This is a genomic window from Leptospira jelokensis (assembly GCF_004769635.1).
GTDB classification, from domain to species: domain Bacteria; phylum Spirochaetota; class Leptospiria; order Leptospirales; family Leptospiraceae; genus Leptospira_A; species Leptospira_A jelokensis.
Genome location: NZ_RQGH01000011.1, coordinates 234,427 through 253,136 on the forward strand (window position 1 = coordinate 234,427; position 18,710 = coordinate 253,136).

General features: G+C 40.7%; 17 protein-coding genes. 14 read left to right on the forward strand and 3 right to left on the reverse strand.

The genetic code is table 11. The features are described 5' to 3' along the window. The first annotated feature begins 1 nt into the window (after position 1). The 3 genes from EHQ62_RS05530 to EHQ62_RS05540 all read left to right on the forward strand — a co-directional run bounded on the left by EHQ62_RS05530 (position 2) and on the right by EHQ62_RS05540 (position 3,811). Positions 2-1,741: a complex I subunit 4 family protein gene (locus tag EHQ62_RS05530; RefSeq protein ID WP_135641209.1), complete on the forward strand. Its 1,740-nt coding sequence runs from the start codon at positions 2-4 to the stop codon at positions 1,739-1,741. Between the two features lies 1 nt (position 1,742). Beyond that, positions 1,743-3,185: an NADH-quinone oxidoreductase subunit N gene (locus tag EHQ62_RS05535; protein WP_135641210.1), complete on the forward strand. Its 1,443-nt coding sequence runs from the start codon at positions 1,743-1,745 to the stop codon at positions 3,183-3,185. A gap of 92 nt (positions 3,186-3,277) precedes the next feature. Then, positions 3,278-3,811: a cupin domain-containing protein gene (locus EHQ62_RS05540; RefSeq protein WP_135641211.1), complete on the forward strand. Its 534-nt coding sequence runs from the start codon at positions 3,278-3,280 to the stop codon at positions 3,809-3,811. A 143-nt stretch (positions 3,812-3,954) separates the two neighbouring features. Here EHQ62_RS05540 and recJ read toward each other — a convergent pair whose 3' ends face one another. Beyond that, positions 3,955-5,925, reverse strand: a complete 1,971-nt coding sequence (recJ, locus tag EHQ62_RS05545; RefSeq protein ID WP_135641212.1) for a single-stranded-DNA-specific exonuclease RecJ — start codon at positions 5,923-5,925, stop codon at positions 3,955-3,957. Beyond that, on the reverse strand, positions 5,913-6,233 hold the full coding sequence (locus EHQ62_RS05550) for a bactofilin family protein (RefSeq protein WP_039929288.1): 321 nt from the start codon (positions 6,231-6,233) through the stop codon (positions 5,913-5,915). The genes recJ and EHQ62_RS05550 overlap by 13 nt, the downstream gene beginning before the upstream one ends. A 153-nt stretch (positions 6,234-6,386) precedes the next feature. Between EHQ62_RS05550 and EHQ62_RS05555 the strand changes: the two genes are divergently transcribed. From EHQ62_RS05555 to EHQ62_RS05600, 10 genes are all read left to right on the forward strand, one after another. Continuing rightward, positions 6,387-6,713, forward strand: a complete 327-nt coding sequence (locus tag EHQ62_RS05555; protein ID WP_135641213.1) for a hypothetical protein — start codon at positions 6,387-6,389, stop codon at positions 6,711-6,713. A 74-nt stretch (positions 6,714-6,787) separates the two neighbouring features. Then, complete coding sequence (locus EHQ62_RS05560; protein ID WP_135641214.1) at positions 6,788-10,096, forward strand: efflux RND transporter permease subunit; 3,309 nt, start codon at positions 6,788-6,790, stop codon at positions 10,094-10,096. Further along, positions 10,097-10,720, forward strand: coding sequence for an inorganic pyrophosphatase (locus EHQ62_RS05565; RefSeq protein WP_135641215.1), 624 nt, complete (start codon positions 10,097-10,099; stop codon positions 10,718-10,720). It begins immediately after the preceding gene. Next, positions 10,717-12,042 carry a TolC family protein gene (locus tag EHQ62_RS05570; RefSeq protein ID WP_135641216.1) on the forward strand — a complete coding sequence of 442 codons (1,326 nt, stop codon included), beginning with the start codon at positions 10,717-10,719 and terminating at the stop codon, positions 12,040-12,042. Before EHQ62_RS05565 ends, EHQ62_RS05570 begins: the two co-directional genes overlap by 4 nt. A gap of 6 nt (positions 12,043-12,048) precedes the next feature. Beyond that, the gene (locus EHQ62_RS05575; RefSeq protein WP_135641217.1) at positions 12,049-13,230 is read left to right on the forward strand and encodes an efflux RND transporter periplasmic adaptor subunit; all 1,182 of its coding nucleotides are present in this window, start codon (positions 12,049-12,051) and stop codon (positions 13,228-13,230) included. Positions 13,231-13,280: 50 nt separating this feature from the next. Then, positions 13,281-13,889 carry a transcriptional repressor LexA gene (gene lexA / locus EHQ62_RS05580; RefSeq protein WP_015678847.1) on the forward strand — a complete coding sequence of 203 codons (609 nt, stop codon included), beginning with the start codon at positions 13,281-13,283 and terminating at the stop codon, positions 13,887-13,889. Positions 13,890-13,925: 36 nt separating this feature from the next. Further along, positions 13,926-14,216, forward strand: coding sequence for an LA_1448 family UV-C exposure upregulated protein (locus tag EHQ62_RS05585; RefSeq protein WP_135641218.1), 291 nt, complete (start codon positions 13,926-13,928; stop codon positions 14,214-14,216). Between the two features lies 1 nt (position 14,217). After that, on the forward strand, positions 14,218-15,582 hold the full coding sequence (locus EHQ62_RS05590; RefSeq protein ID WP_208720634.1) for a S41 family peptidase: 1,365 nt from the start codon (positions 14,218-14,220) through the stop codon (positions 15,580-15,582). Beyond that, positions 15,583-16,608 (forward strand): tRNA (adenosine(37)-N6)-threonylcarbamoyltransferase complex transferase subunit TsaD, encoded by a 1,026-nt coding sequence (tsaD, locus tag EHQ62_RS05595; protein WP_135641220.1) that lies wholly within the window; start codon positions 15,583-15,585, stop codon positions 16,606-16,608. Further along, positions 16,605-17,360, forward strand: a complete 756-nt coding sequence (locus EHQ62_RS05600; protein WP_135641221.1) for a CDP-alcohol phosphatidyltransferase family protein — start codon at positions 16,605-16,607, stop codon at positions 17,358-17,360. Before tsaD ends, EHQ62_RS05600 begins: the two co-directional genes overlap by 4 nt. On the opposite strand, the gene EHQ62_RS05605 is transcribed toward EHQ62_RS05600, so the two are convergent. Beyond that, complete coding sequence (locus EHQ62_RS05605; RefSeq protein WP_244241647.1) at positions 17,361-17,711, reverse strand: STAS domain-containing protein; 351 nt, start codon at positions 17,709-17,711, stop codon at positions 17,361-17,363. 42 nt (positions 17,712-17,753) lie between these two features. Between EHQ62_RS05605 and EHQ62_RS05610 the strand changes: the two genes are divergently transcribed. Next, a complete protein-coding gene (locus EHQ62_RS05610) occupies positions 17,754-18,710 on the forward strand; it encodes an MBL fold metallo-hydrolase (RefSeq protein ID WP_135641222.1) in 957 nt (318 codons plus the stop codon).

Consider the following 18,710-nt stretch of genomic DNA (forward strand, 5'->3'; position numbering starts at 1 on the left):
GGTGCCGGAACAAATTTTATCCATCATTATCTTTTTACCAATTGTTTCTTCACTTCTCATCGTAATCCAAAAACGAGTGGGGGCTGTCGTTGTGATCTCAGCTCTCTCTTCTGCCTTCACAACAATTTTGTCTGTTGGCCTTTTTTTCTTTTATGATCGAACGAAGTCTGGGTTACAGTTTGTCCATTGGATTCCCGATTGGATCCTTTCTGGAAAACTCAGTGTGGATTACCATGTGGGTTTAGATGGAGTCTCTCTCCTTCTATTTGCTCTCACCGCATTTATGTTTTTTTTGTCGAGCATTGCCTCTTGGTCCAATATTCCCAAAAAAATCAAAGAGTTTCATATCTGTTTGCTTGTATTGGAAACAGCTGTTCTCGGAGTGTTTGCCGCAGGGAACCTAGTCCTATTTTATGTATTTTGGGAACTCATGGTGCTTCCGATGGTACTCATGATAGGGATTTGGGGTGGTGAAGATCGGACCAAAGCCGCACTCAAATACTTTTTGTTTTCCATGGCCGGCTCCTTGTTTATGTTAGGTGGTATCCTTACACTTTACTTTAAAACAGGCAAAACTTCCATTGAATCATTATCAACTGCAAGCCTTGTGATGTATTCAGAGCCATTACAATGGTTTTTGTTTTTTAGTTTTTTCCTGGCCTTTGCCATTAAAATACCACTTTTCCCTTTCCATACGTGGATGCCTGATGTCCACACCCAAGCGCCTACAGTTGGTTCGGTGGACCTTGCTGGGGTTTTGTTAAAAATTGGAGCTTACGGATTCATTCGATTCTGTATTCCATTTTTCCCAGAACAAAGTTTGTTCTCTCAGACTGGGGTACAAATCCTTGCCGTAATTGGGATTGTGTATGGGTCGATGGCTGCCCTTGTGCAAACCGATATCAAACGCATCATTGCCTATAGTTCCTTATCCCACCTAGGGTTTTGTATCCTTGGGATTTTTTCTTTTACGACAGAAGGTGTCGTGGGTGGGATGTTGCAAATGGTATCCCATGGTGTATCCACGGGTATGATCTTTCTTATGATTGGTATGATCTACGAAAGAGCACACACGAGAAACATTTCAGAGTTTGGTGGTCTTGCAGGCCAAATGCCTGTGTTTTCCACTTTTTTTCTCATCGCAGTTCTGTCTTCCATCGGTCTTCCCGGAACCAATGGATTTGTGGGTGAGTTTCTCATCCTCATAGGTGCCATCAAATCCAATGTATGGATTGGTGGGATTGCGGCAACAGGTGTGGTTCTTGGTGCCTTGTATTTATTATGGTTTGTGAAACGGTTCCTATTTGGAGTGAGTAAAACCATCCAAGCAAAACCTTATAAAGACCTAAGTTTTCGGGAAATTGGAATTTTAAGTCCACTTGTGATCTTTATCTTTTGGATTGGTCTGTACCCAAAACCATTTTTAGAAATTTTAAATTCATCTTCCAATGTGTTTTTGAATGCCGCAACGACAGAATCCATCGCGGAACGAAAACAAATCCAAAAAGATTTTTTAGGAACAGGCGAACAAAGGTTATACCCTGATTACCTGAGTTTGGGGAGAGAACCAAAGCCTTATGAAGAAAGACTTGGATCATTTCAGTCAAAGTTTGCCCTTCCAAACTTGGTTTCTAAAAAAGAAACAATTCCGAAACTTGAAGACAATTTGCAGGACTTAGAAAACTCCATTGAGTCTGATTTTGATTTGGAAGAAACTCCAAAAGAGAATAAAGGAAATTAATATGTCATATACTCCTTCCGCAAATGACTTAATTGCGATATCACCCATGCTCGTTTTGTGTGGGGTGGCTTTACTTTCTCTAGTCGTTCAGTTCCTTCTTCCGAAAGAGGAAGAAGGAAAACCACTTTGGGTCCTTTCGGTTCTTGGGATTCTTGTGGCGATGTATGCCCTCTACCACACAACAAACTCTCCTGGCTATGGTAAATTTTTTGGTTCGCAAGTTTCGATTAGCCCTCTGACAGTTTGGCTCAGTGCCATTTACCTTCTGGCAGGGCTTATCACGTTACTCATTGCTCCTCCCTTTTTGTCCCAACACAAAACCTTATTCCCTGAGTTTTTCCCACTCTTGTTATTTTGTCTTTCGGGAATGATGTTTTTAACCTCAGGGTATGATCTGATTGTGATCTTTGTGGGATTGGAAATCCTATCCTTGGCCTTGTATGTGATGATTGGGATGGCTCGGACTTCTGTTTCTGCATTGGAAAGTGCGATGAAGTACTTTTTACTTGGGACTTTTAGTTCAGGTTTTATGTTACTTGGAATTGCCTTTCTGTATGGTGGTTCTGGAACAACCAACCTAGATGGTGCACTGCGTGGTTTATTTTTAAAAGGTTATGAAGCGAATTTTTCTAAACTTGGCTTTGGGTTATTTCTTGTAGGGGTTTCTTTTAAAGCGGCACTCGTTCCATTTCATTCTTGGACACCGGATGTATATGAAGGGGCACAAACACCTATCACTGGTTTTATGGCTAGTGCGGGGAAGGCATCGGCACTTGGGTTATTCATCATTTTATTCAATCATGTTCCTATGGGTGAGATTGGAAGTGCTTGGAAGGTTTTGATGGGAACAATCGCAATCGTTTCCATGACCTGGGGGAATATTGTTGCCTTAAAACAAGAAAACTTAAAACGGATGTTGGCTTACTCATCGATTTCCCATGCAGGTTACATTGTAGCTGGCATCACATGTGGAGCAGGGCTTGAAGCATTGTATTATTTGTTTTCGTATTCCTTACTCAATTTAGCAGCTTTTGCAATCATCTCTTATTTGGAACAAGGGAAACATGAGGTGACCGTAAATGGGATCTCACACCTTAGCGGTGAACATCCGTTAACGGCTTTAGCCCTTAGTGTCGTATTTTTATCCTTTGCTGGTTTCCCTCCGCTCATTGGTTTTTGGACAAAACTTTTCCTTTTGCAAAAAATAGCAGAGTCAGACCTTCTATTCAATCGGATCCTCCTCTTTGGAGCAGTGGCAAACTCTTGTGTTGCGTTTTATTACTACATGAAAATCACGATCCAGTCCTATATGAAGCAGGAGACAGGGGCAGTGGCGGGGGTTCGTGACATCCCAAGTATGCCAATCCTGGGGTTTCTCGTGTTTTTACTCTGTGCGTTTTTCACAGCAGGTTGGATTTTTTTCCAGCCAGGTGCCTTGTTATAATTCTGTTATAACAGAATTACTTCTAGGATAGCGAAAAACAAGTTGATTCCCATGGCCAAGCGAAAACTTTGTTCCTAAGTAGGTAAATTCGTATGGCAACGATAGTGAGAAAACAAGAAACGATCCAGGACAAAGACCAGGTGAAGGCATTCCTAACCAAAAAGGGCCTTGTGTATGAGTCTTACAAAACTCCTGAATCCTTGGACCTAATCCTTGGCCAAAAAGGTTTATCCGATGCGGAAAAAGAAGAAGTCCTTTCTGGTTTGGAATACCGTTTTGACCAATTGAAAAAAGAGCATGGCTACAAAGCAAACGACCTTGTGGTGCTTCATGACGAAGTCCCCGGGATCAGTGAAATGCTCGCCAAATTTGACAAACTCCATATCCATACAGACGAAGAAGTTCGTTATATCATTGATGGGAGTGGGATTTTCGGTTTCATCATCGATGGGGAACGATTTGAAGTCCATGTAGGGAAAGGTGATTTTATCTCCATCCCTGCCAACACAAACCATTGGTTTACCTTGGACAAAAATTTACGCATCAAAGCGGTTCGTTACTTCAAAGACAATTCTGGTTGGACTCCGGTTTATGTGGATGAGTCGAAAGTTTTGATTAACGCCTAACTACGTTTAAGAGAAGAAAAACAAATCAGAAACAATCTGATTTGTTTTTAGTTTGCCAATTTGTTTTCGATCAAACAATACGAGTGGTGAGGGTTTTGATCGGAGATATAACAGATCACCAAAACCAAGAAACAAATTCGCCTTTAGGTTCCCGATTTTCCAAACCATTCTACGATGAACTGCAAACTTGTCCTACCTTGGTAAAAATTTTCTTCTAAACTCCCAACCAAATCAAAACTTCCTTCTTTTGACATAAAGGTTTGGAACTCTTCACCTTTGTTCCAAATCATAAATTTTAAAGAACCACTCCCCACAATATGGAATCGAACATGTTTTCCTCCGCTGAGTGGTGTTAGGTGGATCGCCTTTGCATTTTGAATTCCAAGTTTGATATCGGGATTGCCTTGGCCAAATGGTTCTAAGTCTTTCCATTCTTTTAAGAGTTTGTCACCCACTTCCTCAGGTAATACCGTAAAATCTGTTTCGATCAAATGTTCTTTTGGTCTATCATTGTCTTCGTTTAACCAAAGTTTTGCTTTTTCATTCAAAGCGGCTTCGAATTTTGGGATTTGGTCGATAGCGATGGAAAATCCGCCTGCCTCTGGGTGGCCACCAAAATGCAAAAAATATTCCGACAGGGATTCGAGTAACGTTAATACGTTTTCTGGACCATAAGACCTGATGCTTCCTCTCGCATCACCATTGTCAGGTGCTATGAAGATGGCAGGTTTTTTATAACTGTCGACCATCCTTGTGGCAACAATCCCACTCACTCCAGGTTCCATATCAGGTTCATAACAATAAACCACTTCGTGTGTGGTACGTTCTGGTTTTCTTGCGAAATAACGTTCCACGCGGTCCATATTTCGTTTGGTCCTTTCCCTTCGTTCTTCGTTGATGGAAAGGAGGAGTTTTGCCCGTGTTTTGGCTTCCGATTCAGTCTCGGATAAAAGTAGGGATACGGCTTCTTCTGTTTTTCCCATCCTACCTGCGGCATTCACTACTGGACCAATGGACCATCCCAAATCTTTTGTAGTGATCCCATTGGGGTTCAGTTTAAGTTCCTTTAACAATTCTTTTAGGCCTTTTCTCTTCTTGTCACCAATGTAAAGTTTGGTGAGAGATTCCAGTGCCAATTTGACAAAATGCCTGTTTTCGCCAATGAGAGGCATCATGTCGGTAATCGTTCCTATCCCTGCAAGGTCTGTTTCTTCTTCTAATTGTTCAAAAAAACTGGGTATTTTTTGGCATTGGTAATAGAATAATTTCCTTTCATCATCTAGCGGGACATTGGTGGTAAAATCTTCAGGGTAGGGAAGAGGATTCGATACATCTAAAGAATTTTTGTTATTTTGATCCTGAATCGAGTCCAATTGTCCTTTGGAATATTTGATTCCATTGAGAAAGTAGAGGATTTCATTTTTTCCATTTTCATCGGTATTTGTTTTGGAATACAACTGGTTCCATTCGGAACTCAAACGAAAGAGGATGGCAGATACCAATTTGAAAGACAAAACAGCCGTGCAGATTTTTTTTTCTGGGTAGTTGGAATCGATACGCCTTGGGTTCACTAAGGCACAGTTTTTTGGGATCCGCACAGGTACTTCATGGTGGTCAAGCACAATCACCTGGATCCCTTCTTTCGTGAGTAAATCAATTTCATCTGCTTGGCTCGATCCAAAATCAAGTGTCACAAGTAGATCTGGTTTGGATTTTTTGATTTTAGTGATGGCTTCTTTACAAAGTCCATAAGGATCACTTTCAGAAGAGACCATCACTTCTAAGTTTGCATCGGAAAATGCTTGGTGTGAACGTAAGAAAAAAGCGAGTAAACAAGTGGAACTCACTCCATCTGAGTCTCGGTCACCATAAAGTAGGATTTTTTTATTCGATTTAGCAAAGTTGAGTAGGAGTGAAATCGCAAGATCGATATCGGGGAGCGAAAAGGGAGAGTGCAAACAAGAAAAATCAGATACAAGCAGTTCTTTGGGATGGGTATTTTTAAGACCCTCCCTACGATCCACTAAGTAACGAAGGATGGGTCTTTTGGAATCAATTTTGGTTCGAACTTCAGACAATAACGGTCCAAAGTGAACCTTTGTTACATGATGCAATTGCCAATGATTTTGGAACCAAACTCCACTTCAAGGCCTGGGGTTTTGATGTCTCCAACTACCTTTCCATTTTTTTTTAGTTCCACTTTTTCTTTTGCATCGACATTGCCTTTTAGATTGCCATGTACAACCAAACTTCCCACTTCCACATCCGCTTCTACATCACCAGTTTCGTCGATGATGAGTTTGCCATGAGAGGTAATGGTACCTTTGAATTGGCCTTTGATTTTTAATGTTTGGTTAAAAGAAAGTGTTCCGCGAAACGTGATGTCGTCGCTAATAATGGTGTCTATCGATTCGTCTTTCATCAGTAGGGATAGTGTTATCTGCTTGGGATGTTTTGGCAACTCTATCGTTTTTTCTCTTTTGGAATAAAAGGAAAAAAGTTCGTATTTTGTAGGGAATTCTCTTGTCGCATCCGTTCCATCTCTGAAACTGGGTCTCAAGAATAGGAAATTGCAGTGAAAATTAGGCGCTTCTGGAAATCAGGGTTCATCCTGCTTCTAGCGGTTTTCATCAATCTAAACCTGGTGGACGACCGGTTTGTTTCCCCACTCGAAGATTTGGATTTCCAATACCAGTCTTACGAGTTGGAAGAAACGACTCGTGTTCTTTCCGCCTCTAAAGAATCCAACCAACTTCTCAAACTGGTTCCAACCAAACGGGAACATTCACTTGTCAAGGTTTGCCTCAATCGTTTCTCCATTTTGACAACAGAAACGGAATTTTTTACCGAAATCTCTATCTTATTTTTCTTTCTTTACCTCCCACCGCCCATCTTGGCGTAAACGTTGCATGTAATTTACGTCCATTCCCTACCAATTCCCATTGGTAGGGTGAAATCATATTTGAAATAGGTATTATGTTAGAAAAAATCATACAGTTTTCCATTCACAAAAGGGCAATGGTTCTCGTTATCACAGCGGCCCTTACCCTTGTGGGATTTTATAATGCACTCAATTTATCAATTGATGCAATTCCCGATGTGACAAACGTCCAAGTTTCGGCCGTTACTTCAGTCCCTGGTTTATCACCACTCGAAGTGGAACAATTCATCACTTATCCCATCGAACTCGAGTTCAACGGGATGCCAAAGGTTACTGAAATCCGATCCATTTCGAGAACGGGTGTGAGTTCGGTAACGGTTATCTTTGAAGATGGCACAGACATTTATTTTGCACGGCAACTTGTAAACGAACGATTGAAACAGGCAGAGAATTTCATTCCAAAATCATACGGAAGGCCTGAGTTATCTCCGATTGCCACAGGTCTCGGTGATATTTATGAATTTGCATTGGTTTCAGAAAGCCACACTCCAGAAGAGCTCCGAACTGTGATGGAATGGGAAGTTGCAAGACAACTTCGTTCTGTAAAAGGGATCATCGATGTGAACGTTGTGGGAGGAGATGCCAAACAGTTTCAAATTAAGATTGATCCCAAACGTTTGTTATCTCATAATCTAACTCTTTCTCATATCACAGAAGCATTGGAAGGTGCAAACGTAAACCTTGGTGGTGGTTACATCCAAAAGGGAGAAGAACAGTTTGTGATTCGAGGGGAAAGCCAATTTAAATCCATTGATGACATTGCAAGGCTTTCCGTCAGAACTTCCAGAGATGGGATTCCACTCACTCTTGGCCAAATTGCACGTGTGGAAACTGGACCTGCCCTTCGTTTTGGACTGAGCACCATGAACGGCAAACGAGAAGTGGTGGGAGGGACCGCCATGATGTTACTTGGCAGTAACTCACTGCAGGTAGTAGGTCGAGTCAAAGAAAAGATGAAAGAAATTGAATCAAGGCTCCCGCAAGGGATGAAGATTCAGGTGTATTATGACAGGTCGGAATTCATCGGCCGAACCCTTTCCACTGTATTTACCAATTTAGTGGAAGCGGCCATTATAGTCCTCGTTTGTCTTATCCTCACACTTGGCACCGTAAAAGGTGCGTTTGCCGTTGCTTTAGCCATTCCTGTTTCGATGATGATTGCCACCATTCTTATGAATGCGTTTGGGATTGTCGGAAACTTGATGTCACTTGGTGCCCTTGACTTTGGGTTACTTGTGGATGGTTCCATAGTGATGTTGGAATCAACACTCCATGGATTTTTAATCCGAAAGAGTTTCCTCCTTTCCAAAACATCAGCACAAGACATGGAAGATGGGATTGAAGATGTCATTATGGAGTCCTGTATCAAAGTGGTGCGAGCTTCCGCATTCAGTGTGGGGATTATCTTACTTGTATACCTACCACTCATGACATTAGAAGGTGTGGAAGGAAGGATGTTCCGTCCGATGGCTATCACCGTAGCATTCGCGTTAGGTGCTGCTCTTCTGTATTCCATCACAACATTCCCTGCACTCATGTCTTATATTTACAAAAAACCCATTTTACATGAGTCTGCTTTTTGGGATAAATTCCAAAACAAATACGCTGAGGTCCTTACCTATGGAATGAAGTTCAAACGCCAGTTTACCTATGCAGGGATTGGTGTTGTCGTTTTATCTTTTATGTTAGCTTCTACTCTAGGGTCTGAGTTTTTACCAAGGATTGATGAAGGGGAAATTGCGGTTGATATCAAACGACTCCCTTCCACTGCCATAAACCATTCCCGTGACCTCAATTTAGAAATGGAAAAGGTCATCTTAAAATTCCCAGAAGCAGTGAGTGTGGTTTCTAGGCAAGGTCGTGGTGAATCAGCCGCGGAACCCATTGGTTCGGAAGAAGGGGAAATGATGGTGAAGCTAAAACCCAAAAAAGAATGGGTCACCGCCAAAGACCGAGAAGAACTGATGGAAAAAATGAAAAACTCTATCAATGAGAATGTTCCTTCGTCTTATATCAGTTTGTCGCAACCCATCGAAAACAGGGTGAATGCATTATTGTCAGGTTCAAAAGCAGATATTGTAATCAAAATTTATGGTGATGATTTAAAAACGCTTAAGACCATTGCCGACAATTACGCATCCAAAATCAAAAAAATCCAAGGTGCCGCCGACTTACGTGTTCAGAAACTCCTTGGACTTCCACTTTTAGAGATCAAAATGAATCGTGGCAATATGGCACGTTATGGTGTCAGAGCGGAAGAAGTACTCACAACGATTGAAACCTTGCGGGTTGGATTTAACGCAGGTAAGGTGTATGAAGGCTACAAACGATTTGATCTCATTGTGCGATTGGACGCGGACGTTACTGATTTAGGAGTGATTTCCAATGTTCCCGTAATGACAGAATTAGGTGGAACAGTCCCCCTTGGGCAAGTAACAGACATTGTGATGACCGAAGGACCAGCTGCTCTCTACCATGAAGGTCTCAAACGTAGGATCCTTGTCGAAGTGAATGTTCGTGGACGGGATATGATTGGATTTGTAAATGATGTACAATCCGCAACAGAGTCCATCGAAACCGGTTTGCCACAAGGGTATTATGTAGATTGGGGTGGACAGTTTGAAAACTTCACACGTGCGAAAAACCGGTTGGCAATTGTAATTCCAATTGCTGGTGCCATTATCTTTGGTATGTTATTCATTGCCTTTGGTAGTGTCTATTATGCGTTAGGTGTTTTTATCTTGGTTCCTTTGTCACTATCTGGTGGGATTTTGTCTTTAGTGATGCGAGGGCTTCCGTTTTCCATTCCTGCAGGTGTTGGTTTTATTGCTGCAGCCGGTATATCAGTGTTAAATGGGGTTGTCTATGCATCGGCCTTAAAAGACCAATTAAAAGTAACCAGGGACCCATCCGTTGCGGTTGTGGATGCCGCTGTGTATACACTTCGGGCAGTTGCGACCACTGAACTAGTCGCCATCATTGGATTTTTACCAATGGCAATTGCTTCAAGTGCAGGAGCCGAAGTGCAAAGACCACTCGCTACGGTGGTGATGGGAGGGGTGCTTGTCGCTACCATCTTATCTCGATTTTTATTACCAATTGCATTTGAATTTTTAGTAAAACTCGCACAAAGGCAAGAACTCAGACAAATGGAACGTGAACGTAAGATGAACGATTACTTTGTCGAAGAAATGAAAAAATACAAATCATCAGATTTTGGGCATACATCTTCTCACGGACATGGTCATAGCCATGAACACGAGGCAGATGGATTGACCAGTCATTCAGAAGACGATGGGAAACCATCAAAAGAAAATCAAAAAACAAAAAGAAAGAGGAAATAAATGAAACCGAATTATTATGTAGCACACCCTTGGCATGGACTTGAACTCGGACCTAAGGCTCCAGATGAGTTAGATGTTTTTATTGAACTCACTCCACAAGATACAGTGAAGTATGAGATAGATAAGGCATCTGGATTCATTCGAGTGGATAGACCACAAAAATACAGCAACCGTTCCCCAACTTTGTATGGTTTCATTCCAAGAACCTATTCCGGGGAAGCATCTGGAAAACATTGTTCGGAAGTTGTGGGAAGGGCTGGAATCGTTGGGGATGGAGACCCAATCGACATTTGTGTGTTAAGTGTGAACCCAATCACTCATGGAAACATGATCCTAACTGTCATTCCCATTGGAGGGCTTCGGATGATTGATAAAGGTGAGGCTGATGACAAAATCGTCGCGGTTCTGAAAGGTGATGAAGTGTTTGGGCAAATCAAAGAGATATCGGAAGTGCCAAAGGCCCTCATCAACAAACTCCATCATTATTTTCTCACTTATAAATTAGATCCGAACTCTCCTTCTACAGGCACAGTCGAAATTACAGAAGTGTATGATCGTGCCGAAGCGATCAAGGTGATCCAGTTCGGCATCGAAGACTATATTAAAAAGTTTGTAACTGTATGAAGTATGTAATTAAGTTTATATTCATTTTAACAATGGGATTTGTAACCGCAAATCTTTCCTCTAAGGATAAAGCGGTTTATGAACTCCATTCTAAAGATGAGCTGTTTTATTTAGGTGAAGATTCTCGAGCCCAAGACTCCAAAGAAAAATGGAATTTAGAGGAGTTGGAAGATTTTGCAGTCACAAGCAATCCTTTGTATTTACGTGAAAAACAAAATATAGGAATGGCTAGGGGTGATATCATCACAGCGAGTTTGTATTACAATCCGATTGTGAATATGCAACAACAGTTTATTGGTGCCAATGTTAAATCGGCTACTGGATTACCGGAAACTTCATTTATTTATAACCAACCATTTGATATGAGTGGCGTCATTCCACAAAGAGAAAAGGTCGCCAAACAAGAATTTTTGGCAACAATTGCTAGTTTCCGTGATTTTGATCGTATGTTCCGCTTACGCCTTCGCCAAAACTTTTGGACATATTTGTATGTTACGGAACAAATCAATTACCAAAAAGAGTTTTTGGAGAATTACCAAGACCTTCTCGACCTAACCAAGTTACGTGCTGAAAAAGGGGACATATCTTTTTTGGAATATGATCGTTTGGCTTTGGAACGTGTACAAATCGAGAGGGAATATCGTAACGCAAGGATCTTACGAGCCCAAGTGGTTAAAAACTTACGTGTGTTAATCGGTATTTCTGATATCAATTCTCCCTTAAGTATCAAAGGTCGATTAGAATTCATTTCGACAAAAGATTTTGGAATTGACCTGAATGACTTTGATATTGAGGAAAGGCCAGACCTTGTTGCCTTAAAAATTAGACAACAGAGGGAAAGAATGAATATTGAACTCAAAAAACGAGAAATCATTCCTCCATTGACCCTAGGTGTTGAGTTTTTAAATAAAGGGAATGAAAACGTAGCCGGGATTTATGCAGCAACACCCCTTCCTCTTTTTGATCGTAAACAAGGTGAAATTTTAAAATCCGAAGAATCTTACAAAAAACTGGGATTCGATGTGGATGCGAAACGTAACGAAATCCTTTCGGAAATTTCTGCAGCCATCAAAGAGTTGCAAGCCAGGGAATCTCAATTACTGGATTACCAAAAAATGGGATTACTTGAAAAAAACAAAGAAGTGCAAGAAAAATCAAGGCTTGCCTACATTCGCGGAGCTTCCAATTTGGTTACCTTTTTAGAAGCAGAGAAAAACTATCTTAGTGTGCTTAGGAGTTATTATGAAATCATTTATCTCTACTACAACGCTTTGGAAAGTTATAAAGCATCCATAGGAAAAATGGATACTTCGGAGTATTAAACCCATATGCAAAAAGAATTAAATTTAAAAAAAATAAGAAATCTGGCGATCCTTGTCCTTATCGGGAGTTTGCTGTATTTTGGTTATTCCAAGTTTTTTGGTGCCGGTAAAAAAACAGAAGCTCTTACAGATGATAAATCAAAATTTATCATCTCAAAAGAAATTCAAAAAAATCACCCTTTTTCGATTGTATACTTACAAGAGAAAGCATTAGAAGAAGAACTCCAGTTACCAGGAACCGTCTCGTATGACATGAATAATGTGGCAAAAGTGGGTTCACGTGTGAATGGAAGGATTGTACAAGTATTTGTGAAAGAAGGGGAGTATGTAAAGAAAGGAACGGCTCTTGCTTCGATCCAATCTGTTGATTTAGGTACAACAGAAGCCAATTACTTAAAAGCTAGGGCAAGGCTTGAGGCATTGAAGGTGCAAGCAGATCGTGCCAAAGATTTGTATGAAAGGAAAGTGACTTCCGCGAAAGAATATGAAATGTCCCTAATGGATTACAAATCAGTGAAAGCTGAGATGGAAACTTCTCGAAATGCTTTGGAAAACTTGGGCCTCAATGAAACAGAAATTGCAAATTTAGAAGCTGGTAAATACAATTCAAAAAACCTATACATTCGAACTCCGATTTCAGGTACGGTAACGGAACGAGAAGCCATCATTGGCCAGGCAGTGAATGCACGTGATAATCTATTTACTGTAGCCGACTTATCTGTGTTATGGATCAACCTAGAAGTGTATGAAAAAGATTTGGCATCCATTCGGATGGGAAATGAAGCCCGAGTGATTCCCATCGGATCAAAGGAAGAATCTATCAAAGCAGTGGTTTCTCATGTTGGAGATGTGATTGATCCAATTAAAAAAACAGCTGAAATCCGTTTGGAAGTTCGTACATCTAAAGGAAAGGTTCGCCCAGGGCAAAGTGTTACCGCAACGGTTGTTGGTGCGATGGTTGCCTCATCGGAGAACAAGGCGAAGGTGATCCCATCCAATTGTATCCATAAAATTGAAGGGGAAAATTTTATCTTTGTTCGGAATGGGGATGGGTCCTTCTCTGCCAAAAAAATTGGGATAGGAAAGTTATACGACAATTGGGTAGAGGTGACAAATGGAGTGGAATCCGGTGAAGCCATTGTGGAAGAAGGCAGTTTTGTTTTAAAAAGTGAATATTTAAAACTATAACAACTAGTTTTTTGTTGACATAACGCCTATTTCCTATTTATCTGTTTAGTATGAAAGATCTCACGGAAAAACAAGAATTTGTTTTGCAATACATCTCGGACACGGTCAGGGAAAAAGGATTCCCTCCCACGATCCGTGAGATTGGTGACCAATTTGGAATCACAGCGAAAGGGGCTTACGACCACCTGAAGGCGATTGAAAAAAAAGGTTACATCCGCACTTCTAAAAACCAGAGCCGCGCGATCGAACTCCTCAAAGGGAATGCAGACGAGGCACTGCTTGTGCGAGCCTCGGGGATTCCCCTCCTAGGGCAAGTGGCAGCCGGTTCACCCATCCTTGCAGAAGAGAATATTGAAGAGTACATTGCTGTTCCCGATGATTTGGCTACAAAACCTGGCACTTTTGCCCTAAAGGTCAAAGGGGATTCTATGGTGGAAGCTGGGATCAGCGATGGAGACATTGCCATCATCCAAAAAAAGGATACGGCTCGGAATGGTGAGATCGTCGTGGCAATGATCGAAAATGAAGCCACTCTCAAAGTTTTTTACAAAGAACCAGACATGATCCGCTTGGAGCCTCGTAATTCCAAACTAAAACCCATCCGCACAAAGAAGGCGACGATAATCGGAAAACTCATCGGCCTGTATCGCATTTACTGATTGACCAAGAGTAGGTTTTCTTTGAATCTAGAAGGGATGCCGAAACATCTCTTCTTTTCCCTTTTCCTTGGAATCTCCCTTTGTTTCACAAGCTGTGCTCCCAAAAAACAAGAAATCAATGCGTATGATTTGAAACGTGTTTTGGAACGATTTGCTCAAAATCGAATCCAAACGGGACTGATGGCTGATACCAAACGACCCACTCCTTCCGATATCCAATTGTTTGAAGAGGCCTGCGACGTGTATCGTCTATCGATCCCTGAAGCAAAAGCAATGTTAAAAAAAGACAACAAAGCGTTGTACGAGTCAATTTATGGAAATGAATAAAATCAAATTTTCGGAACGGTATCTCTGGTTAGGTGCCACCTTGTCGTTACTCGGAATTGTGTTTATATTAAGTATTGAAAAAGTGAAAGCGATTTCCACTGATGGAGAAAAATACTTACAGATGTTACATGAGGTTGTGTCCTACATTGAAAACGACTTCGTAGAACCTCAAGAAGAAAAAAAGATATACATTGGTGCCATTCAAGGTGCCTTACAAAGTTTAGGTGATCCATATTCTCGATTTATCGATGTTGAAGAGGCCAAAGAACTTGAAAACGAAACCAAAGGAAGTTTTGGTGGGATAGGGGTAGAACTCAACTACCAAGAAAATTCTTTTGTGATCATATCTCCCATTGAAGGAACACCGGCATGGAAGGCTGGATTATTGCCTCAGGATAAAATCATCGAAATCAATGGGAAAAAGGTAAAATCTCTATCACAAGCGGAAGCTTATTCCATGATGCGCGGTGATGTGGGCACATCTTTGTCCATGAAAATTGAACGAAAAGGTATTAAAGACCCATTTAACGTCAATTTGGTGCGAGAGTTGATCAAAATCCGTTTTTTACGATCCTTTTACCTACAAGAAAAAGAAACCGGTTATATCAAATTGGTGCAGTTTATGGGGAAAGAGGAAACAGCAAAAGAACTGGCACTTGCTGTGAAAAACTTACGTGAATCCGGAGCCAAAAAACTAATCATTGATTTACGAATGAACCCTGGTGGACTTTTGGATTTGGCGATTGAAATTGCAGATTTGTTTTTAGCGCCAAATTTAGAAATTGTTTCGGTAAAGGGACGGGGCGGCGAACTCATTAAAAGTTTTAAATCCCAAGTAAGAGAACAGAAGTATTTGGATATCCCCATTGCAATTTTGGTGAATGGTGGTTCCGCAAGTGCTTCAGAAATTTTAGCTGGAGCACTCAAAGACAACAAACGTGCGTTAATTGTTGGGACACAGAGTTTTGGAAAGGGAAGTGTTCAATCCATCATTCCACTTTCTTTTGGTGCGAAGGTTGCCATTACCATCCAAAAATACTACACTCCTTCTGGAGTTTCGATCCATGGAAAGGGAATCACACCAGATCATATCGTTAATCCTGTAGCCGCAAGCGAAGATGAAAAGTTTGCCCTCGAAAAATTATTCAAAAAGAATTTAATCCGTCCTTTTTTAGAATCACATGCAGAATACAATGATGTGGCTGTTAATGATTTTAAAGATTTACTCAAAAAAGAAAACCTTAAGATTTCGGAATCGGTAATTAAAATCTTTTTGTTTAATGAGATGAGAGTGGGTAGTTCGCAAACAAAACCCAGGTTAGACTTGGATGTACAATTATCAGAAGCAATTGACCTTCTTAAGTAAATGGTCTACGGATTAGGAATCGAATCCAGTTGTGACGAAACTTCCATTGCCATTGTCAAAGATGGTAAGGAATTGGTTTCTTTAAAAGTTTATAGCCAAATCGAAACCCATTCTCCTTACAGGGGAGTGGTGCCAGAAATTGCATCCCGTGCCCATTTAGAAAAAATCAATGCACTGCTTTCAGTTTGTATGGAAGAGTCCAAACTTTCCTTCCAAGAATTATCCTACGTTGCCGTAACAGGTTACCCGGGACTTGTCGGTTCCCTGATGATTGGAGCCCAACTCGCAAGGTGTATATCACTTGTACATTCCATTCCCATTGTCCTTGTGAACCATTTGGAAGCTCATCTTGCTGTCATTGGTTTGGAAGGGGAACTGCCCGCCTTTCCCTGGTTAGGTGTTTTGCTTTCTGGAGGAAATTCTTCCATTTATGTTTACAAAGGATTTGGAGATTTGGAATTACTCGCGGACACCCAGGACGACTCTTTGGGTGAGGCTTTTGATAAGGTAAGTGCAATTTTAAATTTGCCTTACCCAGGTGGTCCCACCATTGAAAAAAAGGCACTCCAATATGAAAGGCCTAAGGGTGAAAAATCTCCTTTTCCGAAACTCTTAAAAGAAGATGGGTCGGACTTAATTCGATTTTCTTACAGTGGTTTAAAAACAGCAGTTTTGTATTATTTAAAGTCGCTTGGGAACCAAATGCCAGTGGAAAGAATTTGTTATTACTTTCAAAAAACGGCCTTTGAACTTGTTTTACGAAACATAAATAAGGCGATCCAAAAAACCCAAATCAAAACCGTTGTGGCCGCCGGGGGAGTACTTGCCAATGAGACTCTCCGTTCCTTATTGGAAGCGGAAAAAACAAATCGTTCTTTTCAACTCTATTACCCACAAAAAAAAATTTACTGCACGGATAACGGAGCGATGGTGGCATGTCTTGGATACCATCTTTGGAAAGAAAAAAAATTTGTGGGCCTCGATTTTAAAGTCAGCCCAAAACGAAACTTTGAACAAATACTATGAAACTTAAATTAACTTGGATCCCAAATACCCTTACCCTTGGAAACCTTACCTTAGGTTTTGTTTCCATGTTACTTGTCTCTGAAACAAACCCAAGCCAATCCAATTCACACGAATTGTATACACTTGCAGGTGTGTTTATCATCTTAGCTGCGTTATTCGATGGATTTGATGGAATGGCGGCAAGGGCCCTCAATTGCACAAGTGAATTGGGTGCAGATTTAGACAGTCTCGCCGACCTAACCACATTTGGAATTGCTCCAGGATTTTTGGCGTATAAAATGTTCTTTTTTGATATCAAACTTGATATCTTTGACAAACCAGATTATTTTCCGTTGGGAATGTTCATTGCAGCACTGTATCCCATTTGTGCGGCATACCGACTGGCAAGGTTCAATGTAGCCCATGATCCAAAATCATTTAATGGACTTCCTTCACCAGTGGCCGGTGTTGTGATTGGCATCTTCCCTCTTGTGTTTTCTGTTTCGCAAGTTCCCCTATGGACAGCGGTCACTTTTTTTGTGATCACAGCCCTTCTTATGGTATCCACACTCAGATACAGCAAACCACAAGTGGCAATGAGAGGGCTTTTTTCTTGGAAAAAATTAGGAATTAGTCTTGTGGGTCTAGGGCTTATCTTATTTGCCATTGGATTTTACCGTTGGCCTTATGTGATGTATGGTGCGGTTGGGTTTTATGTATTTTCTGGTATTGTATCCTTTCTCATCCAAACCATTCAGGACTACAGAGTGTAATCATTCGGTTTCAAAAATTTCTAATAGGTTTGCGACACTAAAAATGGTTCTGATTTCATTAGAAAGGTGGGCCATTTTTACTTTTTTCCCATTTTCTTTGCTCCAACTATAGGTGTGGAGAAGGATACCTATGCCAGATGAATCCAAATACGTTAAGTTTTTGAAATCTAAAATCAGTTCTTTTACTTCATCGGAATCGATGAGTTCTTTGATCTCAGTTTTTAATTTGGGAGTGTCCCGAAGAGACATGGAGCCACTTAAGTAGATATAGGCTTTTTCCTTTTCTCGTTTGATTTCATACTGAAACATAACTATAGTTAAGACAACATCTGAAAGAGGAAATACAATCAAAAAACGTTTGATTTTTCCAAAAAGGACTCTAGAAAAAGAGCAATGAAAATTAAGTTTTGGGGTGTACGAGGATCCATTGGTTCACCCATCCGGCCAGAAAACGTAAAACACAAAATTGAAAAAATCCTTTCTTTGGCAAGTCCCACTGACATCCAAAACGAACAAAGCATTCATAGTTTTTTAAATTCCCTCAGTTTTTCCTCATCATCAACTTACGGTGGTAATACGACCTGCGTTGAGATCCGTGACAAAGAAGGAAATTTAATCATCATCGATGGTGGGACAGGGTTACGAGAACTAGGAAACCAGATGATGGCAACCGAGTTTGGAAAAGGGGTTGGGCATGCCTATTGGATTTTGACCCATACACATTGGGATCATATCCAAGGGATTCCATTTTTTATTCCCTTATTTTTACCTGGAAATCATTTCGAATTTTTATCGTCCATGAGTGATGCAGAAAAGAGATTGGAACACCAATTTGTGTTCACACATTTCCCTGTTTCGTTTGATCACTATGCGGCAAAAAAAACATTCCAATTCATCGAAGAAGGGGAAGTCGTATCTCTCGGCCCAAACATCCAAGCGTTTAGTAAAGCGGTCCGCCACCCCGGCGGGAGTTTTTCATACCGATTCACGGAAGAAGGGAAATCCATAATTTTTGCTTCAGATGCAGAGTTCAATTTGGAAGAGATGGAAAATATCGATACCTATATTGATTACTTTCGAGATGCCGATGTTTTGGTATTTGATACACAGTATACATTTGAAGAGTCATTACAAAAAATTGATTGGGGTCATAGTTCTGCTTCCATTGCAACTGACATTGCACTCAGAGCTAAAGTAAAAAAATTGGTAATGTTCCACCATGATCCTTCTTATGACGACGAAAAATTAGATTTAGTATACTTACGGGCGTTAAAGTACAAAGAGATGTTTGACCCACATGGAAAATTAGAAATCATAATGGCTTATGAAGGTTTGGAAATAGAGGTATAA